This window comes from Parvibacter caecicola, assembly GCF_003725335.1.
Lineage (GTDB): Bacteria > Actinomycetota > Coriobacteriia > Coriobacteriales > Eggerthellaceae > Parvibacter > Parvibacter caecicola.
Genome location: NZ_QIBY01000010.1, coordinates 42,797 through 67,000 on the forward strand (window position 1 = coordinate 42,797; position 24,204 = coordinate 67,000).

Annotated in this window: 1 protein-coding gene (running past both ends of the window); it reads left to right on the forward strand. The window is 64.1% G+C overall.

This entire window lies inside a single protein-coding gene on the forward strand: locus DMP11_RS06835, encoding a PASTA domain-containing protein (protein WP_148041104.1). The 79,695-nt coding sequence extends 41,574 nt beyond the window's left edge and 13,917 nt beyond its right edge, so the window shows coding positions 41,575–65,778, spanning codon 13,859 (complete) through codon 21,926 (complete); the first codon wholly inside the window starts at position 1. The start codon and the stop codon both lie outside this window.

Sequence of the window (24,204 nt, forward strand, 5' to 3'; positions counted from 1 at the left end):
ACCCTGAAGCTGAAGACCCGCTTGGACAACCTGGGCAGTGAAGATACCGCCCTGGATGCTTCTATGTTCGATGCAGAGGGCAAGCTGCTTTCCTACAAAGACCAGCTGAAGAACATCGCCGCTTGGGACAGCGACAACGCTTCGGTGTACATTACCGCCCATGCTACCGATTTGGAGTGGATGGAAGATCCGCTGGACTTGGCCAACCTGCTGGCCAAGCCCGAGAAGGGCTGGCTGCACACCTTCACCGGCGACGTGGAAATTCCCGAGGGCGTTACCCCCATCGAGGGCGTGCTGGAGAAGGGCGATACCCGCGAGGGCTGGTGGACCACCGGCATCGACGTGACGGTTGACCCGGATGATGCCAACGACACTATTCCCGGCACCCCCATCAAGGTGGAGAACTCCACCAAGGAAGTGGAGAAGGACAACTACATCACCGACAAGGACGGCAACCAGGTTATCGACCCCGATAACCCCACCGTCACCGAAACCGTGGCCACCCGCGTGGTGAAGGGCACCGTTACCAAAAACGGCAAGACGCTGCCGTTGCGGGGCATGAAGGCCAAGACGCCGCACGACTGGAATCCGGTAGTGGGCATGCAGTTCAACGTGCAGTCGGTAAGCCGCTTCTACCGTGAGGGCATTTTGGCGGAAGACGTGTTCAGCGCCGACGGCAGCGAGCGGGCCGACTACGACCTGGACGGCTCGGTGAACGAAACCACCGTGCCGCCCACCGCTACCAACTACGACGACCTGTATGTGGCGGCTGAAACGGGCAGCTTCCGCATCCGCAAGCCCATGACCTCGGTTCGCGCCGACACCGCCAAGCTGCGCAAGCTGCTGGCCAACAACGACATGGGCATCTTCGTGGCCGGCGATGTGGCCAATAAGGGCGAGAACGACTTCTACATCACCCAGGCCATCAACACCGGCGGCGCGGTGAACAGCTTCATCGTGGATTGGCAGGTGCCCTACTGGGCCACGCTGGAGGGTACCGTTCTGGATGCCCCGCTGGAGAGCCCCACCATGGCGGTGGGCCGCGTTGACTCGCTGATTTCCAGCATCTCCACCGGCGTGTGGGAGATTCCCGGCGCCGAGTACAGCTGCGCCTACAACTACATCTACGAAGGCAAGAACGAAGACGTGACTGCCGAGCTGACTGAGAACGGCTCCATCACTCGCACTGAGAAGCGCACCGAAATTGAGTTCGGCAAGCCGGTGGACAAGATGGTGGCCATCACCTACACCCTCGACAGCAACGGCAACGTGCTGGACGAGAACGGCAAGGTGACCAGCAACTTCAAGGTTACCCGCACCGCCCAGAACGAGGCGGCGAGGGAAGAGCAAGACTTCCGTGTGTTCATGTTCGTGCGCCTGGCCGCCAACGACCGCACCGTGGCCGGCAATGGCTATGTGGAGCAGAACGGCACCGAGTACCAAGACGAAGAGAACTACGCGCTGGCCGGCACCGACGCCGATCGCGACTACTTCTACGGTGAGGATGACTACGACGGCATAGGCGATTCCACCGACTACAACACTGCCGACAGCAGCAGCGCCATGTGGGTGGCCATCGGCGACAAGACCGGTTACGCCATCTCCGACAAGACTAACGTGACGCTGCATGCGGCCGACTTCATGCGCAACTATCCGCAGTACCAGGCCAAGCAGATTCGTTGGGTTATCAAAGCAGTGCCGAAGGGCGCCACCGTGAATAACGACACCCTGGCCACTAAGAAGGGTGTGCCCACCGGCTTCCGCCTGGCGGTAGACGCCATGCTGGACGACGGCAACCCCGACCATGCCGCTTACACCGAGGGCATCCAGGAAGCCGATGATCTGGACCCGCTGCGCATGAACAGCGGCTGGAGCTGGAACTGGAACTTCGACGGCACCCCGCAGCTGGACAAGAACGGCAACGTGCTGCTGAACAGCGAAACTTTCATCCATGAGGGCATGACCACCAATGCTCCGAAGATCTGCTTCAACACCTCGGTGAAGAACAGCCCCACCATCGGCCAGGCTTCCCGTCTGGGCGAAAAGGCCTTCCAGGCGGCGCTGCAAACCGGCGGCGTGGTGGGCGTGCCCACCACCGTGCCCAACGTGATTGGCCAAACTCTCGATATCGCCAAGAGCATGCTGAACGAGGTGGGCCTGGCCATCCAAGAGGTGTACAACGCCGACGACAAGGATGAGAGCCGCAAGGGCACCGCCACCCGCATGTACCGCATGGAGAACGTGAACGGCGTGGATCGCGAGCGCGCTGTGAGCCCCGGCGACGAGCTGCCTTCCGGCACCATCGTGTATGTGGTGTTTGCCGGCGAAGCCCCGATGAACACAGGGTCCTCCAACGCCATGGCCACGGTGCACCTGAACCATTTTGTATCGGCCACCCCGCGCTACGATGACACCAAGTTCGTGGAAACCGAGCGTGACCGTGCTGGCTTCTTCCGCACCCCCGAAGAGCCGGTGCTGGCGCTGGACATCTACCGCAGCTACTTCGACGGCCAGTCCACCAAGGGCTACAGCTGGAATACCAGCCCCAGCACCATCAACATGGGCCAGTCGAAGATGGTGCGTTACAAGATCGTGCTCACCAACCTCTCTGCCGAGCAGATGGAACGCCTGAACTACGTGGGCTACGAAGAGGACATGTGCACCAACCCGCAGATTTCCCAAGTGCTGCCGGTGGTGGAGGGCCTGGGTGGCTCGCAGTTCCTCGACGACAGCGTGCTGAAGTACGTGAGCCGCGATGAGCTGGCTGCCGATTTGGTGAAGTACAAAGAATACGAACGCAAGCTGGAAGAGTGGCGCGAGAACGGCTCCATTGCCGCCCAGAAGCCTGTGAACACCTCGAAGTACTACTACTTCGATGAGTCCTACACCTCGGTGCGCGAGGCTGGCGACCGCTATGCCAAGAACATTGACGCCGAGCAGCCCATCTGGACTTACTACGTGGCCAACATGAACGACACCAACACCGACGTGTACCAGGTGTACAACGCCGAGACCGGTCAGTTCGAGAAGGACATTGTGTCGGCCTCCAGTTCTTCGGTGCCGCGCCTGAACAACCCCTACGTGAACTCCAGCAACGCCGACTTCCGCGTGCAGGACAAGCTGGGCGGCGTGTCGGAGGGCTCCGATGTGAACCGTAAGTTCCTCACCTGGCACTTCACCGGCGCCCAGAGCGGCGGCGAGGTGGACAACGGCGTATTGCTGCCTGGTCAGGCGGTAATTGTTGAGCTGCTGGTGCCCTTCGACGAGAACGCTGAAACCGCAGTAGCGGAAACCTTGCTCACCACCACTGGCTACGGCTTCAAGCCGGGCACTTACAACCCCTATCTGCCCAATTCCAGCAACGACGACGGCAAAACCCGCGGTTCCGACACCGATACCCGCGACGTTAACCTGGACGGCAACACCAACCAGAGCCAGCTGTCCATGCAGCTGCGCTCGCTGGAATTCACCACCTCTACCTCGGTCAGCCAAACTAAGACGGTTACCACCGACCTTGAAAAGCAGAAGACCGAGCGCAAAGATGGCCCGGCGCCGGTTTCCGAAGGCGGTTCGCTCTCTTATGCCAACAGCGCCGTGAACCCCGACCCCAAGCAAGACACCGCTCGCTACTACAACAACGTGGTGCTCTACGACGTGCTGCCCCATGAGGGCGACTACAACGCCTATAACGTTGAAGTGTCGGAAATCGACCGCATTTACACCCAAGACCAGGTGAAATCCATGACTGGCTTGGGCAGTGTATCCGAGACCGTGGGCAATGTGGTGACGGGCAACAACTACGAGTTCGAGTACACCAAAGACGGCTGGAAGCAAAAAATCGAGATTCCGATTTACAAGTACAACGAAGACGGCACCCCGATGGTGGATGAGAACTACGACTTCATCATCGATCACTACGAGGACGGTTACCAGCCCATGAATGTGCTGGAGCCGCGCCCCCGTAACTCCCAGTGGACCGGCTACCTGATGGATTTGGACTCCATTAATGTGGTGAAGTTCTCTTCCAACGCCAACGACAACACCGGCGCCGCCGGCGTGAAGATGGTGGACGGCAAGGAAGTGTACATGTGGGTTGGTCCCTTCAAGAAGACCACCACCGACGGCGTGGTTACCATCGCCCCCATGGACGAAGACGGCCTGATGTGGATTTGGAAGAAGGGCGCCCTGTCCAACGAGGATGAAGACGGCGAGGAGATTCCCGAGGAAAGCCAGGAAGAAGGACGTCAGGACCTCATCGACAGCCTGCGGGAGAACCTGAGCGTTGCCATGGCCAACCGTCGCGCCAACGAGGCCCGTGAGGCCGAGTGGGTGCAGGATCGTGTGAACTACCCGGCCAACGCCCCCGAGCAAACCTTCGAGGGCTGGCTGGCTGCGAAGGGCTACACCCTGTACAGCGATGCCGACTGCACTCCTGCCAAGATGTACGAGAACAACTTCGTATCCCTCGAGGAGCTGAAGGAGTATGTGGCGGCCCATCCGGCCGAGAAGGAAACCCTGCTGCGGGCGCTGCGTTCCATTTGGGCTCAGCCGGCCGATAGCGAATACCTGTACCAGAAGGGCTACAACCGTCTGAACTTCGACCTGGAAGCCCCGCTGAACCTGCCTAAGTTCCTGGGCAATCGCAGTGGCATGCGCGATGTGGACATGTTCTCCAGTTTGTCTGAGGATGAGCAGGAAGCACTGTTGAAGGGTGTCTCCAATGAGGAAGAGCGCGAGGCTCTGAGGGAGCAGTACAACGCCCGTTCCGGCCAGATTGCCGACGTTACCCAGTGGAACACCTTCCTGCAGCGCGTGAACTCCGACGGCACCAACAACCGTCCATATCTGATGGAGAACGTGCGTGCCGGCGCCTTCGTGGACGCCCCGGACAACCGCGGCTACATCGGCGACTACGTGTGGATTGACTCCGACTGGTCCGGTACCCCCGAAGACGACCTGCTGGGCTACAAGCTGGACGAGAATGGCAACCCGGTTACCAACACCGTCACCGACCAAAACGGCGAAACCCTCACCACCCATATCACCGACTCCGCCTACCAGCAGTCCGCCAATGGCCGCTACCTCATCCGCGGCCTGAACCCCGAAACTGGCGAGCGCTTCGACAACTCCACCGGCACCTGGCAGAAGTACGACGCCAATGGCAACCCGGTGGAAGGTGAGACGGTTTCCGGCAGCCGCCTGATCGACGTGGATTACGACGGCGAAACCGAGGACCCGGGCCTGAACGGTGTGAAGATTGAGCTGCTGAACCAGTACGGCAATCCGGTGAACCGCGACGGCGAATGCGTTACCCTGGTGAACGATTCCGGCACCAACCACGAGGATCGCTGGGTAATCTGCGACGCCCGTACCGGCAAGCCGCAGCTGGACGCCTGGGGCGCTTACATCAACGCCGACAGTGGCGCGCCGCTGTCCACCATCACCAAGACCGACTACTACGGCAACCCCGGCTACTTCATCTTCTCCAACCTGAAGCCGGGCGAGTACCGTTTGCGCTACACCTTCAACGAGGAGTACTACAACTACTCGCCCACTTCGAAGACCATCGGCATTTCCGGGGCCCAGGTTGAGGTAGAGACCGAGCACCGCGAGGCGGACGAGGCCGCCAACACCCCGGCGGCGCTGATTGTGACCACCGGCACCATCAAGGTGGAAGCGGTGGCCTACGACACCGACTGGGTGAACAAGGCCGATTACGACCAGCTGAAGGACAAGATCCACCAGGATTACGACCAGCGCGCCACCGGCTACAAGCTGGGCATCGCCCAGGGCGTCACCTTCGAGGGCGTGGCCTACCGCGACGACATGCTGGCCGACGGCACCATGGAGGCCGACGAGAACATCAACTCGCTGCTGGACTCCCAGGGCACCGGCAGCGGTGACAACTGGCAGCGGATGAAGGGCGCCAGCCTGGCGGAGGAGAAGCGTCTGGAAGACATCCAGATCAACGTGTACGAGACCACCCGCGATGAGAACGGCAACGTGATCATCTCCAGCAAGATTGCCACCGACGCCGACGGCAACCTGGCCACGCTGCGCACCGGCACCGACGGCTTCTTCCGCTTCCGCCTGCGCCCCGGCACCTACATCCTGAAGGCGGCCAACACGGTGAGCAACCGCCTGATCAAGCCCACCCTTACCACGTGGGTGAACGATCCGCTTACCCTGCCCAACGCCGGCGACGACACCCTGCCCGACAACGATCCGCTGCGCGAGCCGCTGGTGTACGACGAGAAGGCCATCGTGGTTGAGGTGGACGAAGACGGCAACATGCACGAGGTGGAGCAGGACGTGCCCATCTACGATAACGACCTGCGCTACGTTTCCGGATCGGCCCGTACCTACCCGTTCAGCGCCGATTTGCCCATGGTGCCCGGCACCGTTACCACCGACCCCGCCACCGGCCGCGTTATCACCGGTGTGGCCATCTACGAAGACGAGGAGAATCCCTGGATGGGCTATGCCCGCCAGAACAAGTTCGCCCTGGGCTACGTGGACGGCACCAAGGGCTACGTGGGCAACACCGTGTGGAACGACGCCAACTACGACGGCATCCAGCAGGATGACGAAGAGGGCATCGGCCAGGGCCGCGACGACAACGGCGTGAAGGTGAAGATGGAGCAGTGGTACTACGCTCCCACCACCGCCGACGACATTACCGACGAGCAGTTCGGCGGCGAAGGCGCCACCGTGGCTGCCGACGGCACCATCCTGAAGGGCGACGGCAGCGCCACCGAGTTCGTGCTGAGCGCCGCCTACATCGTGGACCGCTCCGGCAAGCCCACTGGCGAAACCGCCAAGGCCGACGAGAGCGGCACCTGGCACGTGCTGGCAACCGACGGCACCGACACCGGCAAGACGGTGGATGGCTTCCGCAAGGTGCTGGACGCCGAGGGCAACCAAACCGGCAGCTTCATGGAGCTGCCGCGCATCCGCAAGGTGCTGGGGGAGAACAGCTACGAAGACATGTACAAGTGGCGTTTGTACCCGGCCGTTTGGGGCCTGAAGGATCCGGCCAACGTGGATACCGATGCCGGCGAGTCCATCGGCAGCGATGGCAAGGTGTACGACGCCCAGGGCAACCTGGCCCAAGAGTTCAAGGGCGCCCTGCGCGAGGCCTGGACCGGCGAGGCCGCCAGTGCCGGCACCTACCTATTCCGCGACGTGTCCACCTACGTGGTGGATCCGACCCAGGTGAGCGACAACACCATCTCCGAGGACTACAAGACCAAGTACTTGGCCGGTTACCGTTTGCGCATCGACCAGGAAGACCTGGCCACCCTGGACGAGGACTACGCTGTAACCCTGCGCGACGCCGTGATTTGGGACGAGGCCAACCAAACTTGGATGCACACCATCGACGGCGACAGCGACATGATGAGCAAAGCGGTGGCCACCAGCGTGCTTTCCCAGGCGGAAGCCGAGTACGACTACTACGGCAACAAGCTTGACCCGCAGCAGATGACCGACGGCAGCCGTCTGGACGGCAAGACCACCCTTACTTACTATCTGAACGAGCCGGGCAGCATGCACGAAACCGGTTCCTTCGATGACGAGTACATCGTGCTTGCCGCCATCGGCAAGATGTCCGCCAACCCGGTGGCCTTCACCAACTTCGATGAGGGCACGGTGAACCAGGTGGAGTACACCACCACCTACACCAACGAAACCGAGCGGGCCCAGTTCGTGACCATCCTGGATCCGAAGCCGCGCGAGAGCGCCGGCCTGAACGCCGATGACGTGGCTGCGGGCGAGACCGATGCCAACTGGGTGAAGGTGATCGACTACTCCATCACCAAGACCGATGTGCCTAACGGCGAGGCGTCGCCCACCCTGGGCACCATCGACCCGAACTACATGGATAACAACCTGGGTGCCTGCGTGCAGTTCAAGGGCGTGCTGGTGCCGGCCGGCGAGACGGTTACCGTGAAGGTGAAGTACGAGCTGCGCACCATGAAGACCGTGGTGCACAGCTCCACCATCTACACCGGCTCTTCCGCCGCCAGCCTGCAGGAAGACCAGATGGAAACCAACACCATCAACCACAAGGTTATCCGCGACATGGACGGTCGCGAGCCCAAGCTGCCCACCCAGGAATGGCTGGACGCCAACGGCGCCTACGTGACCGACTACAACGCCAAGGCCGACGCCGACAACGCCGCCGCCCTGGAGGCCAACGAAGACGTGGCGCTGCGGGACGACGAAGTGCGTCCCGACTTCGACGCCATCCGCGCCGGTATCTCCATCGACCAAGCGGACGCGGCCCTGAAGGAGCTGTACGAGTACAACGCCGCGGTGGAGGCCTACAACGCGGCTTGGACCGCCATTAACCAGGCGCGCCAGGAAGCGGGGGCCAACACGGTGGCCTTCACCTCGCTCACCCAGAAGATTGGCCTGAACACCAACGCTGCCTTCGTGGCGGCGGTGGACGCCGAGTGGAACAATGCCCAGGCCATCAAGCTGCGTATGCCCGCCGAGGTGTACGAGCCGCCGGCTCCCTCTACCTTCAACCCCGCCAACAAGGAATTCAACGTCTACATTGGCGAGGACGGCGCCGAGCACAACTACACGGCCGAGCAGAAGAACGACGTGTACCAAGACTTCTTCAGCAACTTCGTGCAGGAGTGGCAGAACGTGCTGGGCTTCTACTACAAGAGCCCGCTGAACAACAAGGAATACGGCCCCACCGTGGGCGCCTCCGACCTGAAGCCGGGCCAGACCATGGCCGAGCGCTTCCCGCAGTTGGTCACTAACGTGAAGCTGGTGTTCAACAACCGCGCCGGTTCGGGCGTCAGCGGCGGCTACCTGCCCCAGGATTACTACGACGACTACACCAAGTGGTACAACGGCAACTTCTCCTACACTGCCGCCACCCAAGTGGTGACCGAAGAAATGGCGAAGACGCCCATCACCACCCAGGACAAGGACGGCAACGACGTTACCCGCTACGTGTACACCGACCCCAACGGCGTGATTTACGAGATTGGCGAAGACGCGCCGGTGTTCAAGCAGGTTACCAACGATGCCAGCCAGTACCCGCTGGCGGGCAAGCAGGTGCTGCGTCACCCGCTGAATGGCCAAACCTACGAGATTGGCCAGCTGTACCCGGCCTTCACCTACGATGAGGGCACCAACACCTATACCCCCAAGAAGCAGACAGTAACCGCCACCATGGCCACCGATGTGGACGACGACAAAAATCCGGTGTGGATCGACCCGGTGACGGGAGCCGCTTTCAAGGTGGGCGATCAGGCGCCGCTGAACGAGACGCTGGAACGCGGCAACAAGTTCCTCACCAACGACGACAGCCAAATGGTGTGGACGAGCCCTGCCACTGGCGACGACTACAAGGTGGGCGACTGGTACCAGGTATACGAGAGCGATTTCATCGGCTACAAGGCCATGTACGACCAGTTGAAGGCTGCCTACGATGTCGCCGAAGCCAAGTACAATGCGGCATTGGCGGTATACAACACTTTGAACGACGAGAACACCACCTACCGCAGCCTGTACAAGCAGTGGGCAGCCGACAAGGCCGAGTACGAGGCCGAGATTGACTATTCCGCCGGCAAGCTGGTGCTGAAGGCGGGCGAGGCGCATCTGGATACCATCTACGATTTGGGCGACGCGTCCCGCCTGTTCAACTGGGACGTGGGCCTGCGGGCTGTGCCGCGCGCCAACATCACCGGCCGCGTGTGGGACGACACCCTGCAGGAAGAGGCTTACAACGAACTGCTGGCCATGGTGGAGAACCCCGCCGAGGTGATTGACGGCCTGAACGCCGAAATTGCCGAGCTGCAGGCGCAGCTGGACGCCTCCACCAGCGCTACCGAAAAGGCCAGCCTCACCAGCCAGATTGAGAAGCTGCAGGCCAAGGTTGCCAAGGCCCAGGTGGCGGCCACCGAGTTCGCCGCCCAGGACATTGCCGCGCTGTACAAGAAGCGCGCCTACAACGGCATCCAGGACGGCCCGGTGCTGGCGCAAGATGGCACCGAGCTGCTGCCGGCCGAGCCGGGCATCGCCGACGAGGATGTGTACCTCACCCAGTGGTTCTACCTGCCCATTCAAGTGGAAGATCAGGAGGCCTTCAACGCCCTGAGCGACGAAGAGAAGGCGGCCACCCTGAAAGAGCTGGCGCTGCCCATGCTGGCGGACGCCTACCTCACCGAGGAAGGGGCCGAGTACGCGCTGGGCGCCAAGGACTACGACGTGGCCAGCGACTTCAGCGGCCTGTGGGTGCGCAACCCGCTGTTTGGCATGGATACCTACACCGGCAAGTGGGAGAAGCGGGAAGTAGCCGATGACACCACTCCCGACGACGGCGTGATCGATGCCGGCACTGCCGCCGACAAGGGCGGTAAGAAGCGGCTGGTGGGCCCCCGCACCGAAGGGGCCTGGCAGGTGCGCGAGAAGCAGGGCGTGATTGCGGTGAAAACCGCCGGCACCACCGCGGTGCCGGTGACCGAAGAGGTGCAGGACGGCAATGGCGGCATCATCAATCAGCCGGTAACCGATCCCGAAACCGGTGAGCCTCTGTACACCTACGACGAGAGCACCAACGGCATTTACAACTTCAACGAGCTGCCCTCCGCCTTCACGGCTCCCAATGGCAGCCACTTCCTGGCCAGCTATCGGGTGGAACTGGGCGTGCTGAAGCAGCAGGAGGCCAACGTAACTCTGAACGACGAGGCCCAGGCGGCCGAGGGCACCAGCCTGCCGCTGGTGCAGATCGACGATGAGAACGCGCCGCTGTTCGCTGGCTCGCAGCAGGACAACACCACCTGGAACCTGACCGACTATCATGCGCCCGCTTGGCGCAGCGGCACCCCAGTGGCTGCTGGCGAGGGCGAAGAGCAGTCCAAGCCGCTGAACAGCGCCGACGTGGACAGCGATGCCAGCTCCGCCAAGGGCGTGGCCGGCGGCTACTCCTTCACCGCGCTGGAAACCGTGGTTACCGTGAAGGGCGAAAGTGTTACCGGCCTGCGGGCCCACAGCGGCCACATCATCCTGGCCGGCGTGGCGGCCGACAACACCGGCAGCGCCACCGACCCCGACTTGGACGACAACAACATTCAGGTGTCGAAGGTGACGGTTGCGCTGGAAGATGTGCTGAACCCGAACCCCACCGCCCAGGACAACGCGCCCGGCATCCCCGAGGGCCAGCTGGTTACCTACGACTGGCTGGATTACCGCCCGCTGCTGGACGAGAACGGCAACGAGCAGAAGGACGAGAACGGCGACATCCTGCGCGGCGCCCAGGGCGGCGACGCCGGTGAGATGCACCTGATGCGGCCCACCATCACCGGTCAGGTGTGGATGGACGACAACAACGACGGCTTGAACCAGAGCCGTGGCGAGGGTGCCACCGAGGCGGGCGTGGCCGGCATGCAGCTGACGCTGGAGCGCTACTACACCGCCGCCAACCAGGCCACTTGGAACGACGAAACCGACAGCTGGGAGGCACCGGCCGCCAGCAGTGATGGCTGGCATCTCGATCCCACCTGGGCCAGCGATGAAGACTACGCCGCCTACGCCGCCGATGTAACCCGCGGCCTGCCCGGCACCGACAACTTCGCAGCCGGCACCACCTGGGTGCATGTGGCCATCAGCTTCAGCGATGCCACGGCTGAGGAGCGCAACGTGTTCGGCAACGTGGTGAAGGAAGCGGCGCCGGCCACCAGCCCCAGCGCCACCGAGTTCGCCGCCATGAGCGACGCCGACAAGAAGGCGGCGTTGGAAGCGGTCGCGGCCGATATGCTGGTAACCGACGGTGCCATCGTGGCCGATGCCGCCCGTACCGGCGTATGGGTGTCCACCGCCGCCGACGGCGCCGACCACAATACCGTGACCGACGAGGCGGGCAACTACAGCTTCGGCAACCTGCGCACCCATGGCGTGGTGTACCTGGACGCCGACGGCAACAGCGTTGACGCCAACGGCAAGGCTATCACCCCCGAGAAGGCCGCCAGCAGCCAGCTGGTGATTTACGGCTACCGGGTGCGCATGACCGACGCCGATTGGTGGAACCGCTACTACGGCACCGCCAAGTACCTGCAGGGCAACGACTACTCCGCCGCCGGCACCAGCTACACCGAGGACAGCGACCTCATCTACAACAGCGGTTACTTGATGGCCAGCCAAGTGAGCGGCGGCGCCGACGAGTACACCGTGCTGCTGGACGCCCCCAACGACGAAACGGTGGAGTCCACCAAGGCCGGCGCCCTGAACTCCAACAACCCCAACCAGAACACCCCCGACTTCATGGACTACAGCCTGGCGCCTACTGTGGATTTGCCGCTGTACGAAGTGTTGACCGACAAGCAAGTGGCCGGCGGCGTGGTGATGCTGAGCGAGGGTGACGAGGAGAAGCCCACCTATGAGGCTTCCATCGTGTACGACCTGGGTCGCCCTGCCAACCGCAGCGGCAACGATGCCGGCCTGCGAGAGCCGGTGCGCGAGACCATCTCCGGCACCATCTTCCGCGACGACTACAACGCCGACTTCGGCACCGCCGGCGGCGAGGACTACGACCGCACCGACGCGGACGGCTTCGTGCAGCAAGACCCGGCCGGCGACACTCCGGTAAACCCGCTGAACACTGCCGGCATCTACGACGGCATCTTCACCCGCATCCTGGGCGACGATGGCACCAGGCAGACGGTGACCGGCGACACCGGCCTGGCGGGCAAGAAGGTTATCCTGAAGCAGTGGTACTTCGTGCCGGCTGCCGAGGCCTACACTTACAACAAGACCGCCGACGCCACCGAGGACACTCCCGAACAGGGTACCTACAGCCTGAACGAGCCGTGGGCCGCTTTGGCCGAGGCGGACGACAACTCTATCCAGTGGGTGCTGGGCGATGACAGCGTGGCCTACCGCGCCGCCGACGTGACTGACCAGCAGCTGGCCGACCTCAAGGGCATCTGGGTGCTGAACCGCGCCTTTGGCAACGACGGCTACACTCGCGCCGAGGCGGGCGTGACCGAGGAGGCGCCGGTGACCAACCAGCGCACCTTCGTCATCCCCGGTGCTACTTATATAGAGAACGTGGGCGTGTGGCTGCACACCGACGACACCATCTGGGCCGAAGAGGCCGACGAGAACGGCCTGCTGCCGCTGGCCACCTTCGCCGGCGACTACGCCTTCGAGAACCTGCCCACCCGCTTCGTTTCGCCTTACATCCCCGGCAGCGTGGCCACCGACGGCCGCCCGGCCGAAGGGGATCAGCCGGCCGTGCCCGCCGCGCCTGCGGTGGCCCCCACCATGTCGGCCGAGTACTTGGCCGGCTATACCGTGGAGGTGCAGGGCGGCGCCATCACCGAGGATGATGCCGAGAGCATCAACGGCCTGCCCGCCACTCTGCTGCAGCAGGGCACAACCGATAGCGACGCGGTGAACTCCAACGCCATGAGCGCCAACAACGCTGGCAGCAACCCCGCCTACAGCGGCTACGAAACCGGAAACTACCCGCTGGCCTGGAACGAGACTTCCGTGCAGAGCCTGCTGTCCGCCGAGGGCAGCGCTGCCAACCCGGCCGAGGCGCCCGAGGGCACCAACACCGTGAAGGCCACCCTGGACGGCAAGATTGTGCTGGCGGCCCGCGGCAGCGTGGAAGCCGCTTCCGGCGACCGCATGGACGCCGCCACCTTCATCACCGGTGAAGAAGAGGGCAACGTGACCGGGGCCGATGTGGCCTTCGGCACCGCCGGCCAGTACTACAAGAAGCACGAGCGCACCGCCGCTGCTGCCGGCAGCATGTTCGGCAACGGTGCCGCTTACGGCGCCGCCATCGAAGAGGGCCACGACCCCCGTACCAACCAGGTGCTGGTGTTCGACCTCTCCAACGGCGTGTCCGGCGTGAACGGCGGCCTGTCCGTGCCCGGCTCCCAGAACGTGAACGGCGGCTTCGGCGAGTTCGGCTACACCACCATCAACGGCAAGGTGTGGCGCGACCACAACTTCGACGGCATCCTGAACCCGGGCGAAGAGCTGCTGAGCGGCCACACCCTGTCGGTCACCCAGTGGTTCTACCTGCCGGAGGGCGCCACCACCGCCGCTGGCGAAAGCCTGCTGGACATCGTGAAGGCCAACCTGTACAACCCCGCCACCGGCGAGGGCGCCTTCGTGATCGACGAGGCCACCGACAAGAAGACCTCCGATACGGACACCCGCCACGGCAACGGTGTGTGGGTGAGCGTGAAGAACGCCGGTGCCGAAGGGGCCGCCAGCAGCTTCGCCCGTCCCGATTCCATCACCAACGACGCGGGCAAGTACTTCTTCAACCAGCTGCCCAGCTACGTGTACCTGGCCACCAGCACCCAGGGCGAAGGCGACGACGCCGAAACCCGCCTGCAGGTGATCCAGCCTAACGACACCACCGACACCGGCGAGGCCAACGCCGTGGCGCTGGACGAGTTGTTCCTCACCGCCTACCGCATCACCCTGGCGGAGGTGGCCCCCAGCTTCGGCCTCACCACCACCCATGTGGGCGTGAATGTGGGCCAGAAGGACTTTGGCAAGGATTATGACCCGGCAAATGGCGATAAGCTGGATTCCATCACCGTGCCCGTCACCGGCGGTGCGGCGCTGGAGGATTCCGACTCCGACGCTTCCCGCGACGAGAACGGCAAGGTTATCTCCATCAAGCAGGAGTACTTCGACAACTCCTTCGACACCAACCTCACCTTCGGCGAGAATGCCGACAAGGACGCCGACGACTATCTGAACAACAACCACGACGGCGCGGCCCCGTGGCGCACCGACGGCTATGTGATTGTGGCCGAGCGCGCTGCTAAGGCCAACCAATTCACCAGCGGCGAGGAGGGTGCTGTGAAGCGCACCGACTTCACCACCTACCAGTACGAGCAGATTTACAACGGCGTGCGCTACGACGTGCCGCGCCCGATGTTCGTGCAGAAGGCGGGCGACGCCGGTCTGGTGAAGATTCCGCGCAGCAGCCTCACCGGCCGTGTGTGGGATGACACCGGTGCCCTCACCTTCAATGAGGACGGCACCACCGCGGTGGATCAGTTCGGCAACCTGGTGTACAACACCGCCACCGGCTACAACGGCATCCAGGACGCCGACGAGCGCGGCCTGGGCAACCAGGTGATCTACCTCACCCAGTGGTACTGGAAGGCGGCCATGAACGAGGGCGCCAACACCAGCGCCGTGAGCGGCGAGGGCGAATGGGTGCAGAACACCGGCTTCGGCGCCGACCGCTACACCTCCAACAAGGAGCTACTGACCAGCGACGATAAGTTCCTGTACCCGAACGGCACCGACGAGCTGCGCACCAACGCTGCCGGCGACGGCAAGCAAACTTTGTACTTCGTCACCAAGGGCGGCGAGCTGGTGGCTGGCTACAGCGCCACCAAGGTGCTGCTGGCCGACGGCACCCTGCGCGACCGCGTGGTTACCGTGCCCAGCCAGGACGACCCCGACCAGATGGTGGAAGTGGACACCATCGCCGAGGGGCTGAAGCCGGGCGTGCTGGCGCTGCTCACCTCTGACGCCGAGGGCACCGAGGGCCAGTGGCTGGCCGGGCAGCTGCCCACTGCCTACGTGGACGACCACGACAACTACTACCTGGCCGGTTACCAGGCCGAGCTGGCTTCGCTGTACGGCGAGCACAGCAACGCCGTCGACGATACCGACAACCAGTGGATGCTCACCCGCTACCACGAGAACAACGGCGCCACCGTGGCCGATGTGAACGGCACCGCCACCGTGCTGGGCGACTCCGACGTGGCTCTGGAGAACTTCGACGACGCCACCACCGGCATTGCCGGCGGCATGGTGATCGCCAACCGCGTGGGCACCGCCACTACCGGCGTGGCCTCCGATGGCACCGCCCTGGACGGCAGCGCGCAAGAGCGCACCGCCCGCAACCACGAGGGCCTCACCATCCTGGCCCACCAGGTGGCCCTGCCCGCCGAACCGGCCGACGACGCCTCCGACGAGGAAGTGGCCGCTTACGAGAGCGCCAAGCGCGCCTTCGAGGCCAATCCCGACGCCCACATCACCCTGCCGGCCGGCGCTGGTCAGGGCCAGGGCGAGGAAACCTACGACTGGATTCTGGAGAACGTGATTGAGGCGGAGGAGGTTGAGGGCGAAACCGTCATCAACCGCTACGCCTACCCGCTCACCGCTGCCGAGGCCGGCGACGTGGGCCAGGTGGAAGCGCCGCGCCAGAGCATCTCCGGCGTGATTTGGGACGACCTGGACAACGACGGCATCCGCAAGCTGTTCGGCAAGCAAGTGAAGATGGAAACCGTGTGGGATGCCGACGGCCTGCACAAGCATGAAGTGCCGGTTAAGGACGAGAACGGCAACCTGGTGTACGAGACGGTGCCCGGCGAGCCTGGCATCGAGGGCATCGCCATCGCGCTGGAGCGCTACTACCTGGTGGCCCAGCGCACGGCCGACGGCTCTTACGAGATGGTGCCTGGCAGCAGCTGGACGCTGGATACCAACTGGGCCGACGAGGCCAGCTACGAGGCCTACGGCAAGGACGCCACCGCTGGTTTGGTGAAGACCCTGAACGGTACCACCTTCGCCCGCACCACCACTACCGACGCCGAGGGCAACTTCTCCTTCAACCACCTGCCCAGCCACGCATGGGTGAGCGTGGGCGAGGGCGACGCTGCCACCACCGAGCTGCGCATCTACGGTTATCGCACCCGTGTGATTGATGGCGCGCTGTTCGACCGCAGCCTGAGCGTGGCCAAGTACCTGCAGGGCACCACCACCGCCACCGACGGTGACGGCAAGGTGTACCAGGCCTACGAGGTGGATTCCGACCTCATTTACAACAGCGGGTATCTGATGGCCGACGGCGAGTACGCGGTGCTGCTGAACACCATCACCGAGGAAAGCCCCCGCACCAACCATGTGAAGCTGCTGGCTTCCGGCAACGCCGGCCAGAACCTGGCTGACCGCAATGGCGGCACCCCTGCCGCGGTGGCCAGCCGCTACGGCGCCAGCCTGGTGGACACCGTGGCCGAAACCGGCCTGCCCACCACCTACGCGCCGCTGTACGATCGCACCGCCAACTACGAAGGAGCGGAAAGCTACCTGGTGGCCGATAAGGCCGAGGGCGACGCCGGCGCTTACTATTATGTATACGACTTAGGGTTGGGCGCCAACCGCACCGCCAACGACGGCGGCCTGCGCCAGCCTGCCGAAAGCAGCATCGCCGGCCAGGTGTTCAACGACGCCGACTACGACGGCACCACCAAGAACACCGGCGCCGACGAGGAGGGCAACGAGACGGTGGCCGATGAACTGGGCTTCGCCGGCAAGAAGGTGCTGCTGAAGCAGTGGTACTTGAAGGACGGCCAGTGGATCCAGAACACCAACTTCGGCCACGACTACTACACCAAGGCTGCCAACACCAACAACACTTTGGACAAGGTGTCCAGCCGCCAGTTCGTGATTGACAACGCTACCTACGATGCCGGCTTCGGCGGCGTGTGGGTGCTCACCGACGCTACCGATGAGGCGGCCGGCACCGTGGCGGGCGATTACCTGTTCGACCACCTGCCCAGCCGCTATGTGGAAGAGCGCGCGGCCGGCGAAGACGGCGTGACCGGCTTTGCCACCGAGTACCTGGCCGGTTACACCGTGGAGGTGCTGGGCAACGACGAAACCGCCGACATGTCCATGAACGGCCTGCCCGCCACCCGCAAGCAGGTGGACGCCAACGGCCAGGAGACTGCGGCCGCCAGCTTCGCCACCGATGCCATCAACTCCAATGTGGCCAGCGCCTTGCAGAACGCCAGCGATCGCTATGAAGCGGGCAACTACCCGGTGCGCTGGAACGAGGACACCACCCAGGTGGAAGAGCGCACCACCACTTCCGAGAACGGCACGGTGGACGAGTATCTGTTCACCAAGGCCACCTTGGACGGCATGATCATCCTGGCCAAGAAGGCCACTGTGGCTCAGAAGGACGCCAGCGAAGACCTGGCCGCCAATGGCGCCACCCATGCCGACTACCTGTTCAGCGAAACCCGCGGCGATACGACGGTGGCCTTCGATATTTCGGTGGGTCAGGACGAGCTGCGCATGAACGCCGGCTTCGGCCTGTTCGGCACCACCACGGTCACCGGCAAGATTTGGGAGGACGCCAACTTTGACGGCCTGCTGAACCCGGGCGAGAAGCTGCTGTCCGACAAGGGCCTGCGGCTTACCCAGTGGTACTACGTGCCCGGCGCCGCCGCTGATGCCGCCGGCGCGGGCGTTGTCGCCTACACCGTGCGCACCGCCGACGGCAGCGAGACCCGTTACTTCAAACCGGCCGACGGCGAGTTGGTGGCCGCAGATGCCAAGATCGACGTGGTATACGGCGGCACTGCCGACACCAAGGGCACCATCGTGGGCGCTTGGGTGCAGGTGCCGGCCAGCAGCTACAGCCTGGCCAACGCCGCGGGCGATGCCGACAAGTTCGGTTACTTCGCCGACACCACCGCCACCGACGTTGACGGCGTGTACAACTTCACCGGCCTCACCAGCTTCGTGTACGTGGAGCAGGCGGCCGGCGGTGCCACTACGGTGTACCAGCCCGGCACTAAGGTGGCGGCCGATGGCAACACCAGCCCGCTGGAGAACAAGCACGAGGTGACCACCGACAAGCTGTACCTGGTGAGCTACCGCATCACCCTGGACGAGGTGGCGCCGCTGTACAGCCTCACCACCACCCATGTGGGCATCAACGTGAGCAGTGACACCTTCACCACCACTACCGATGCCGACGGCACCAAGCACACCACGGTGAGCCACAACGCGCCGGCCACTGGTGACGTGGCCACGCGCCCCGGCACCGGCGACGCGTCCCAGACGCAGGGCAACGAGGACATCGATTCCGATGCCATCCGCACTCCCGACGGCACTATCCAGCTCCGCGAAGAGTACTTCGACCAGGTAAGCCAGGCTTGGCGCACCGACGGCTATGTGATCGTGGCCGATCACGCCGACCACTACGTGACCAACGACGGCCACCAGTATCAGCTGGGGTATGGCAGCAACGGCACCGGCGTGGTGGATTACGACGTGCCCGCGCCCATGGGCACCCAGCGCGGCGGCAACGCCGGCCTGGTGGCAGTGCCGCGCAGCTCCATCACTGGCTATATCTGGAACGATGGCCAGCTGGGATACGGCAATGCCGCTACCTACAACGGCCAGATGGACGCGGGCGAGCAGGGCATTCCCGATCAGATTCTGTACCTCACCCAGTGGTACTGGAAGCCCGCCAAAGACGGCGAAGCCGGCGAGGGCGAGTGGGTGCAGAACACCAACTTCGGCCAAGACCGTTACGGCGTGTCGGCCGAGGGGGCCACGGTGACCGTGGGCAACGTGCCCCACAACTTCACCACCCCCATGGCCTGTGACGGCAACGTGGACGAGGCCACCGGCGCGGTGGACGCCAACGCCACCCTGTTCTACGTGGGTGCCGATGGCCAGTTGATTGCCGGCCTGGGCAATGGCGAGTATCTGGAAGAAGACCGCACCACCGTCAAGTCCGGTGACGTTGCCCTGCGCGAAGGCGTGCTGGCGGTTCGCACCGGCGATGTATATATGAAGGAACTGGTGGATGGCGAAACCGGCGAGACCACTCAGGTGGCCGTGGAAGACCAGCTGGGCATGTACCACTTCGCCAATCTGCCCACCGCCTATGTGGACGATTTCGACAACTACTACCTGGCCGCTTACCGGGTGGAGCTGGCCGATGTGCAGCACACCGCCAACCTTGACGGCTCCGACAACCAGTGGCTGCTCACCCGCTACCATGTGCAGCCGACCGACGGCGCCACTGCCGACGAGAAGCAGGCGCTGGTGTACGCCGACAGCGACTCCGACGACATCACCGATTTGGGTGTGGCCGACGGCATCAAGGTGCAGCACCTGTACCTGAACGATGTGACCCCCGACGGCTCGGTGAACGTGGACGACCGCCAAGTGCGCGCCAACGATGGTCAGATCATCCTGGCCGAGCGCAGCGACGCGGCCGCCGCCACTGCCAACAACCGTCCGCACGTGCTGGTGCAGGGCGGTCAGGCCATGGACACCACCAACGAGGTGATCTACAACTGGACCCGCGCCGCCACCGACGAAAACGGTGTGGCTGGCGTGCGCGGCGGCGATGTGGGCGAGGTGCAGGCGCCGGTGCAGAAGATTTCCGGCCGCATCTGGTTCGATGACGACAACGATGGCCTGCTCACCGCCACCGACGACCAGCTGGGCGGCGGGGCCGACACCATGGCCACCGGCATGCAGCTCACCCTGGAGCGCTACTTCACCATCGCGGAGACCGCGGTGGAGGGCGCCGATGTGCCGCAAGGCTGGCTGCGCGATGACGAGTGGAACGCTGCCACCTTCGGCGCCAAGAGCACCTGGATGGGCGCTGCCGATTGGGCCGCCTACGATGCCGATCCCACCATCAGCCGCGGTGGCGCGGCCGACCATGCCGCTGCTACCGACACCGATCCGGCCAAGGGCCAGGGCGACGGCGTGGCCCGTACCGTGTTCACCTCCGACGGCACCGATGGCCAGCAGGCCGGCACCTTCACCTTCGACAACCTGAAGACCCAGGAGTGGGTGGAGATCGACGGCAAGAAGACGCTGGTCGTCTACGGCTACAAGGTGCGCATCACCGACATCCGCTTCTGGAACCGCTACTACGGCGTGGCCAAGCTGCGGGTGAACGGCACCTATGACGCAACCCACACCAACGACTCCGACATCTTCGAGACCACTGGCGACGAGGTATACGAGACCGGTTACCTGATGGGCCCGGATGAGTACGATGTGCTGCTGCAGAAGGCCGATGCCAACTGCACGCCGAAATCGAATAAGAAGACGGCTGCCAACAGCGGCAACGCCAACATCTCCGCCGACGAGGCCACTTTGGGCGCGAGCGATGCCGGCTACAACGCCGCCACCGACCTGGGTGCTTACCAGGGCGAGGTGGAGGCCGCCGATCGCGGTTACGACCTGGCCTGGGGCATCGACCGCGTGAGCAACGACGGCGGCCTGATCATGCCGCCGCTGCAGAGCATCTCCGGCCTGCTGTGGCAGGATGCTTCCGGCACCATGCGCGGCCTGGCCGACACCACCGACTACAACGGTTTGCTGGATGAGGGCGAGAAGGGCCTGGCTGGCAAGCAGGTTATCCTGAAGCAGTGGTACTACGTGCCCGGCGAAGACGGCGCTGCTGGTGCCTGGGTGCAGAACACCCAGTTCGGCAACGACAATTACGTGCTGGCTGCCACCGACGCCGACGGCAACAGCAACGCCGGCAAGCAGGCGCTGGCCAACGTGCCCGACTCCCAGTACCTCACCGGCTACAATGGCATCGCCGTTCGCACCGGCAGCGTGGTGCGCACCGAAACCATCCAGCCGGACGGCAGCACTACTATTACTTACGACGAGAGCAACCTGGGCAAGTACCTGTTCGATCAGCTGCCCACCCGCTACGTGAGCCCCTATCAGCCGGGCGACGCCGCTGCGGGCACTGCTCCCACGCCGGGCAAGGAATACCTGGCCGGCTACACGGTGGAGGTGCTGGGCACCAGTGGCGCCCTGGCCACCGACGGCAAGGCCATCGAGGGCCTGCCGGCCACCCTGCTGCAGCAGACCTCCAACAAGGAGGGCTCGAACGCGCTGTCCACCGCCGCCAGCGGTGCCGTCGCGAACAGCCCCTACACCAGCGGCGATTACGCGCTGCGCTGGAACGACCTTACCGCCCAGGATGCCTGGACCGACGCCGACGGCGTGGACTACACCCGCCACACCATCGACGGCTTCATCCTGCTGGCCGGGGTTGCCCAGGTTGATGATGAGGCTGCCGGCACCACCGCCAGCCCTGAATACAGCACTGTTCGCGTGGTGACGACCAACCGTGACGACAACGTGGAAGTGGCCTTCGACTGGAACTTGGGCCGCAACGAAACCTACCTGAACGGTGGCTTTGGCGCCTACGGCCTGGGCAGCGTCACCGGCTTCGTGTTCCAGGACAAGAACGTGGACGGCTTCTACAACAACGATCCGCAAGTCCCCGCCACCGACAAGCCGGACGTGCCGCTGGTGGGCGTCAGCCTGCAGGTGCAGCAGTGGTTCTTCGTGCCCGACGTGCAGGTTGGCGGCGCTTGGGTGGAGAATCCGCTGGTGAAGCAGCTGGAGGATGCCGGCTACACCGACACCGGCACCTGGGACACCACCGACATCGACCGCGCCACCGCCGGCACCGACGCTTCCGGCAAGCACACCGCCGAGACCGGCGTTTGGGTGCGCAGCAAGAGCTTCCGCTACGTGAACACCGACTACGTGGCCCCGGATGCCGGCGACGACGACGGCGACAACGCCGAAGGCGGCGACGGCGACAACACCGGCGATGGCGACAATAACGGCGACGGCGACAATGCCGGCACTGGCGAGGGCGACGGCACCGAAACCGCCCGCCTGCTGAGCGCCGGCCGCCTGAGCCTGTCCGGCCTGCCGCTGTACCGCGCCACCGAAGACCCGAAGGCTCCCAAGCAGAGCACCAAGGTGTTCAACCTGCCCACCGGCACCACCACCGACGGCAACGGCAACTACACCTTCGAAGAGCTGCCCAGCTTCGTGTACGTGGACGAAGTGGTGCGCGAGGCCAACAAGGACGACGCCGACGCGGTGGCCGCCCTGGGCGACGTGCAGGCTTACTTCGGCGCCTTCGACGAAACCGGTAAGGCCACCGACGGCACTCTCACCCATGTGTACACCTCGGCCTACGAGGCCAGCCAGGTGACCAACGACCGCGTGTTCATGACCGGCTATCGCGTGCAGCTGGACGAAGTTGAGCCCAACTACGCCATCACCTTCCCCAGCGAGGGCATGAACGCCACCGCCAACCCCAACCTGGGCAACATCGAGAACGACTCTGACGCTCTGCGCGGCACCGGCAACGTGGTGAACCTCATCGAGGAAATGGACGGCGAGGCCTACCTGGTGAACGGCAAGGTGGAGGACGGCATCAGCCATCGCATGGACGGCTACTCCATCGTGGCCGCCGAGCTGCAGCTGGACGCCACTGGTGCCACCAGCACCGCCAACACCGCCCTGAACGCCACCATCAACAGCACGCCGTTTGGCCAGGCCACGGTGGAGCGCACCGCTTCCGCCGCCGGCCAGTACCGCACCGCCGACACCACCGGCAGCGTGGTGTTCTACAACGGCAAAGCCTATGATGTGCCGCGCCCGGCGCCCGAAGCCGTCAAGGGCGGCGACGTGGGCCTGGTGGAACTGCTGAAGAGCAAGATCACCGGCCGCGTGTGGGACGACTCCAACAACTACGACGGCCTGCAGGCCGCCACCACCGATGCCGAGGGCAAGCGGGTGCTGGACGAGGCCGCCGAGCCGGGCATCCCGAACGAGGAGATGCGCCTTACCCAGTGGCTGTACGTGAAGCCGGACAAGTGGGTGGCCTTCGCCAAGAACCACAGCGCCCTGGTTGAGGCCATGCTGAACGATGCGGCCCTGAACGCTGAAATCGACGGCGCCTTCGAGCGCGACGCCGACGGCAACAAGGTAACCGACAAGACCGTGAACGGCGAGAACGTTCACAGCGACTACGGCTTTATCTCCAAGGGCGTGTGGGTGCGCAACATCGAGTTCGGCGAAGACCGCTACACTGCCAAGACCGAAGTGATCGACGGCGTTACCGTGCACCTGCCCTACATGACCGGCAGCCGCTACCTGGGCAACGGCGTGGTGGCCGTGGATACCGCGGCCGGCACTCTCACCGACGGCGTGCTGAAGGGCGCGGGCGTGTACACCTTCGACACCCTGCCTACCGTGACCGTGGTGCAAAACGACAGCTACGACGAGTTCTACCTGGCCGCCTACCGTGTGGAGATTCCCTACATGGAGAACACTGCGGCCCTGAACAGCACCGATGAGATGACCAACGCCGCCGCCGATACCTGGCTGCTCACCCGCAGCCGCACCTACGGCGAGGGCGACACCGACGCCGAAACCGTGACGCCGGTGGAAGACATCATGTACGACAGCGACGTGGCGAACCTGGACGATGCCAATAAGGGCGTGGCCGGCGGCTATATCGTGGCCCAGCAGCAGGGCACCGCGGCCGATGCCGGCAAGTACACCCAAACCCGTCAGCTGAACGGCCAGATCATCCTGTCCCAG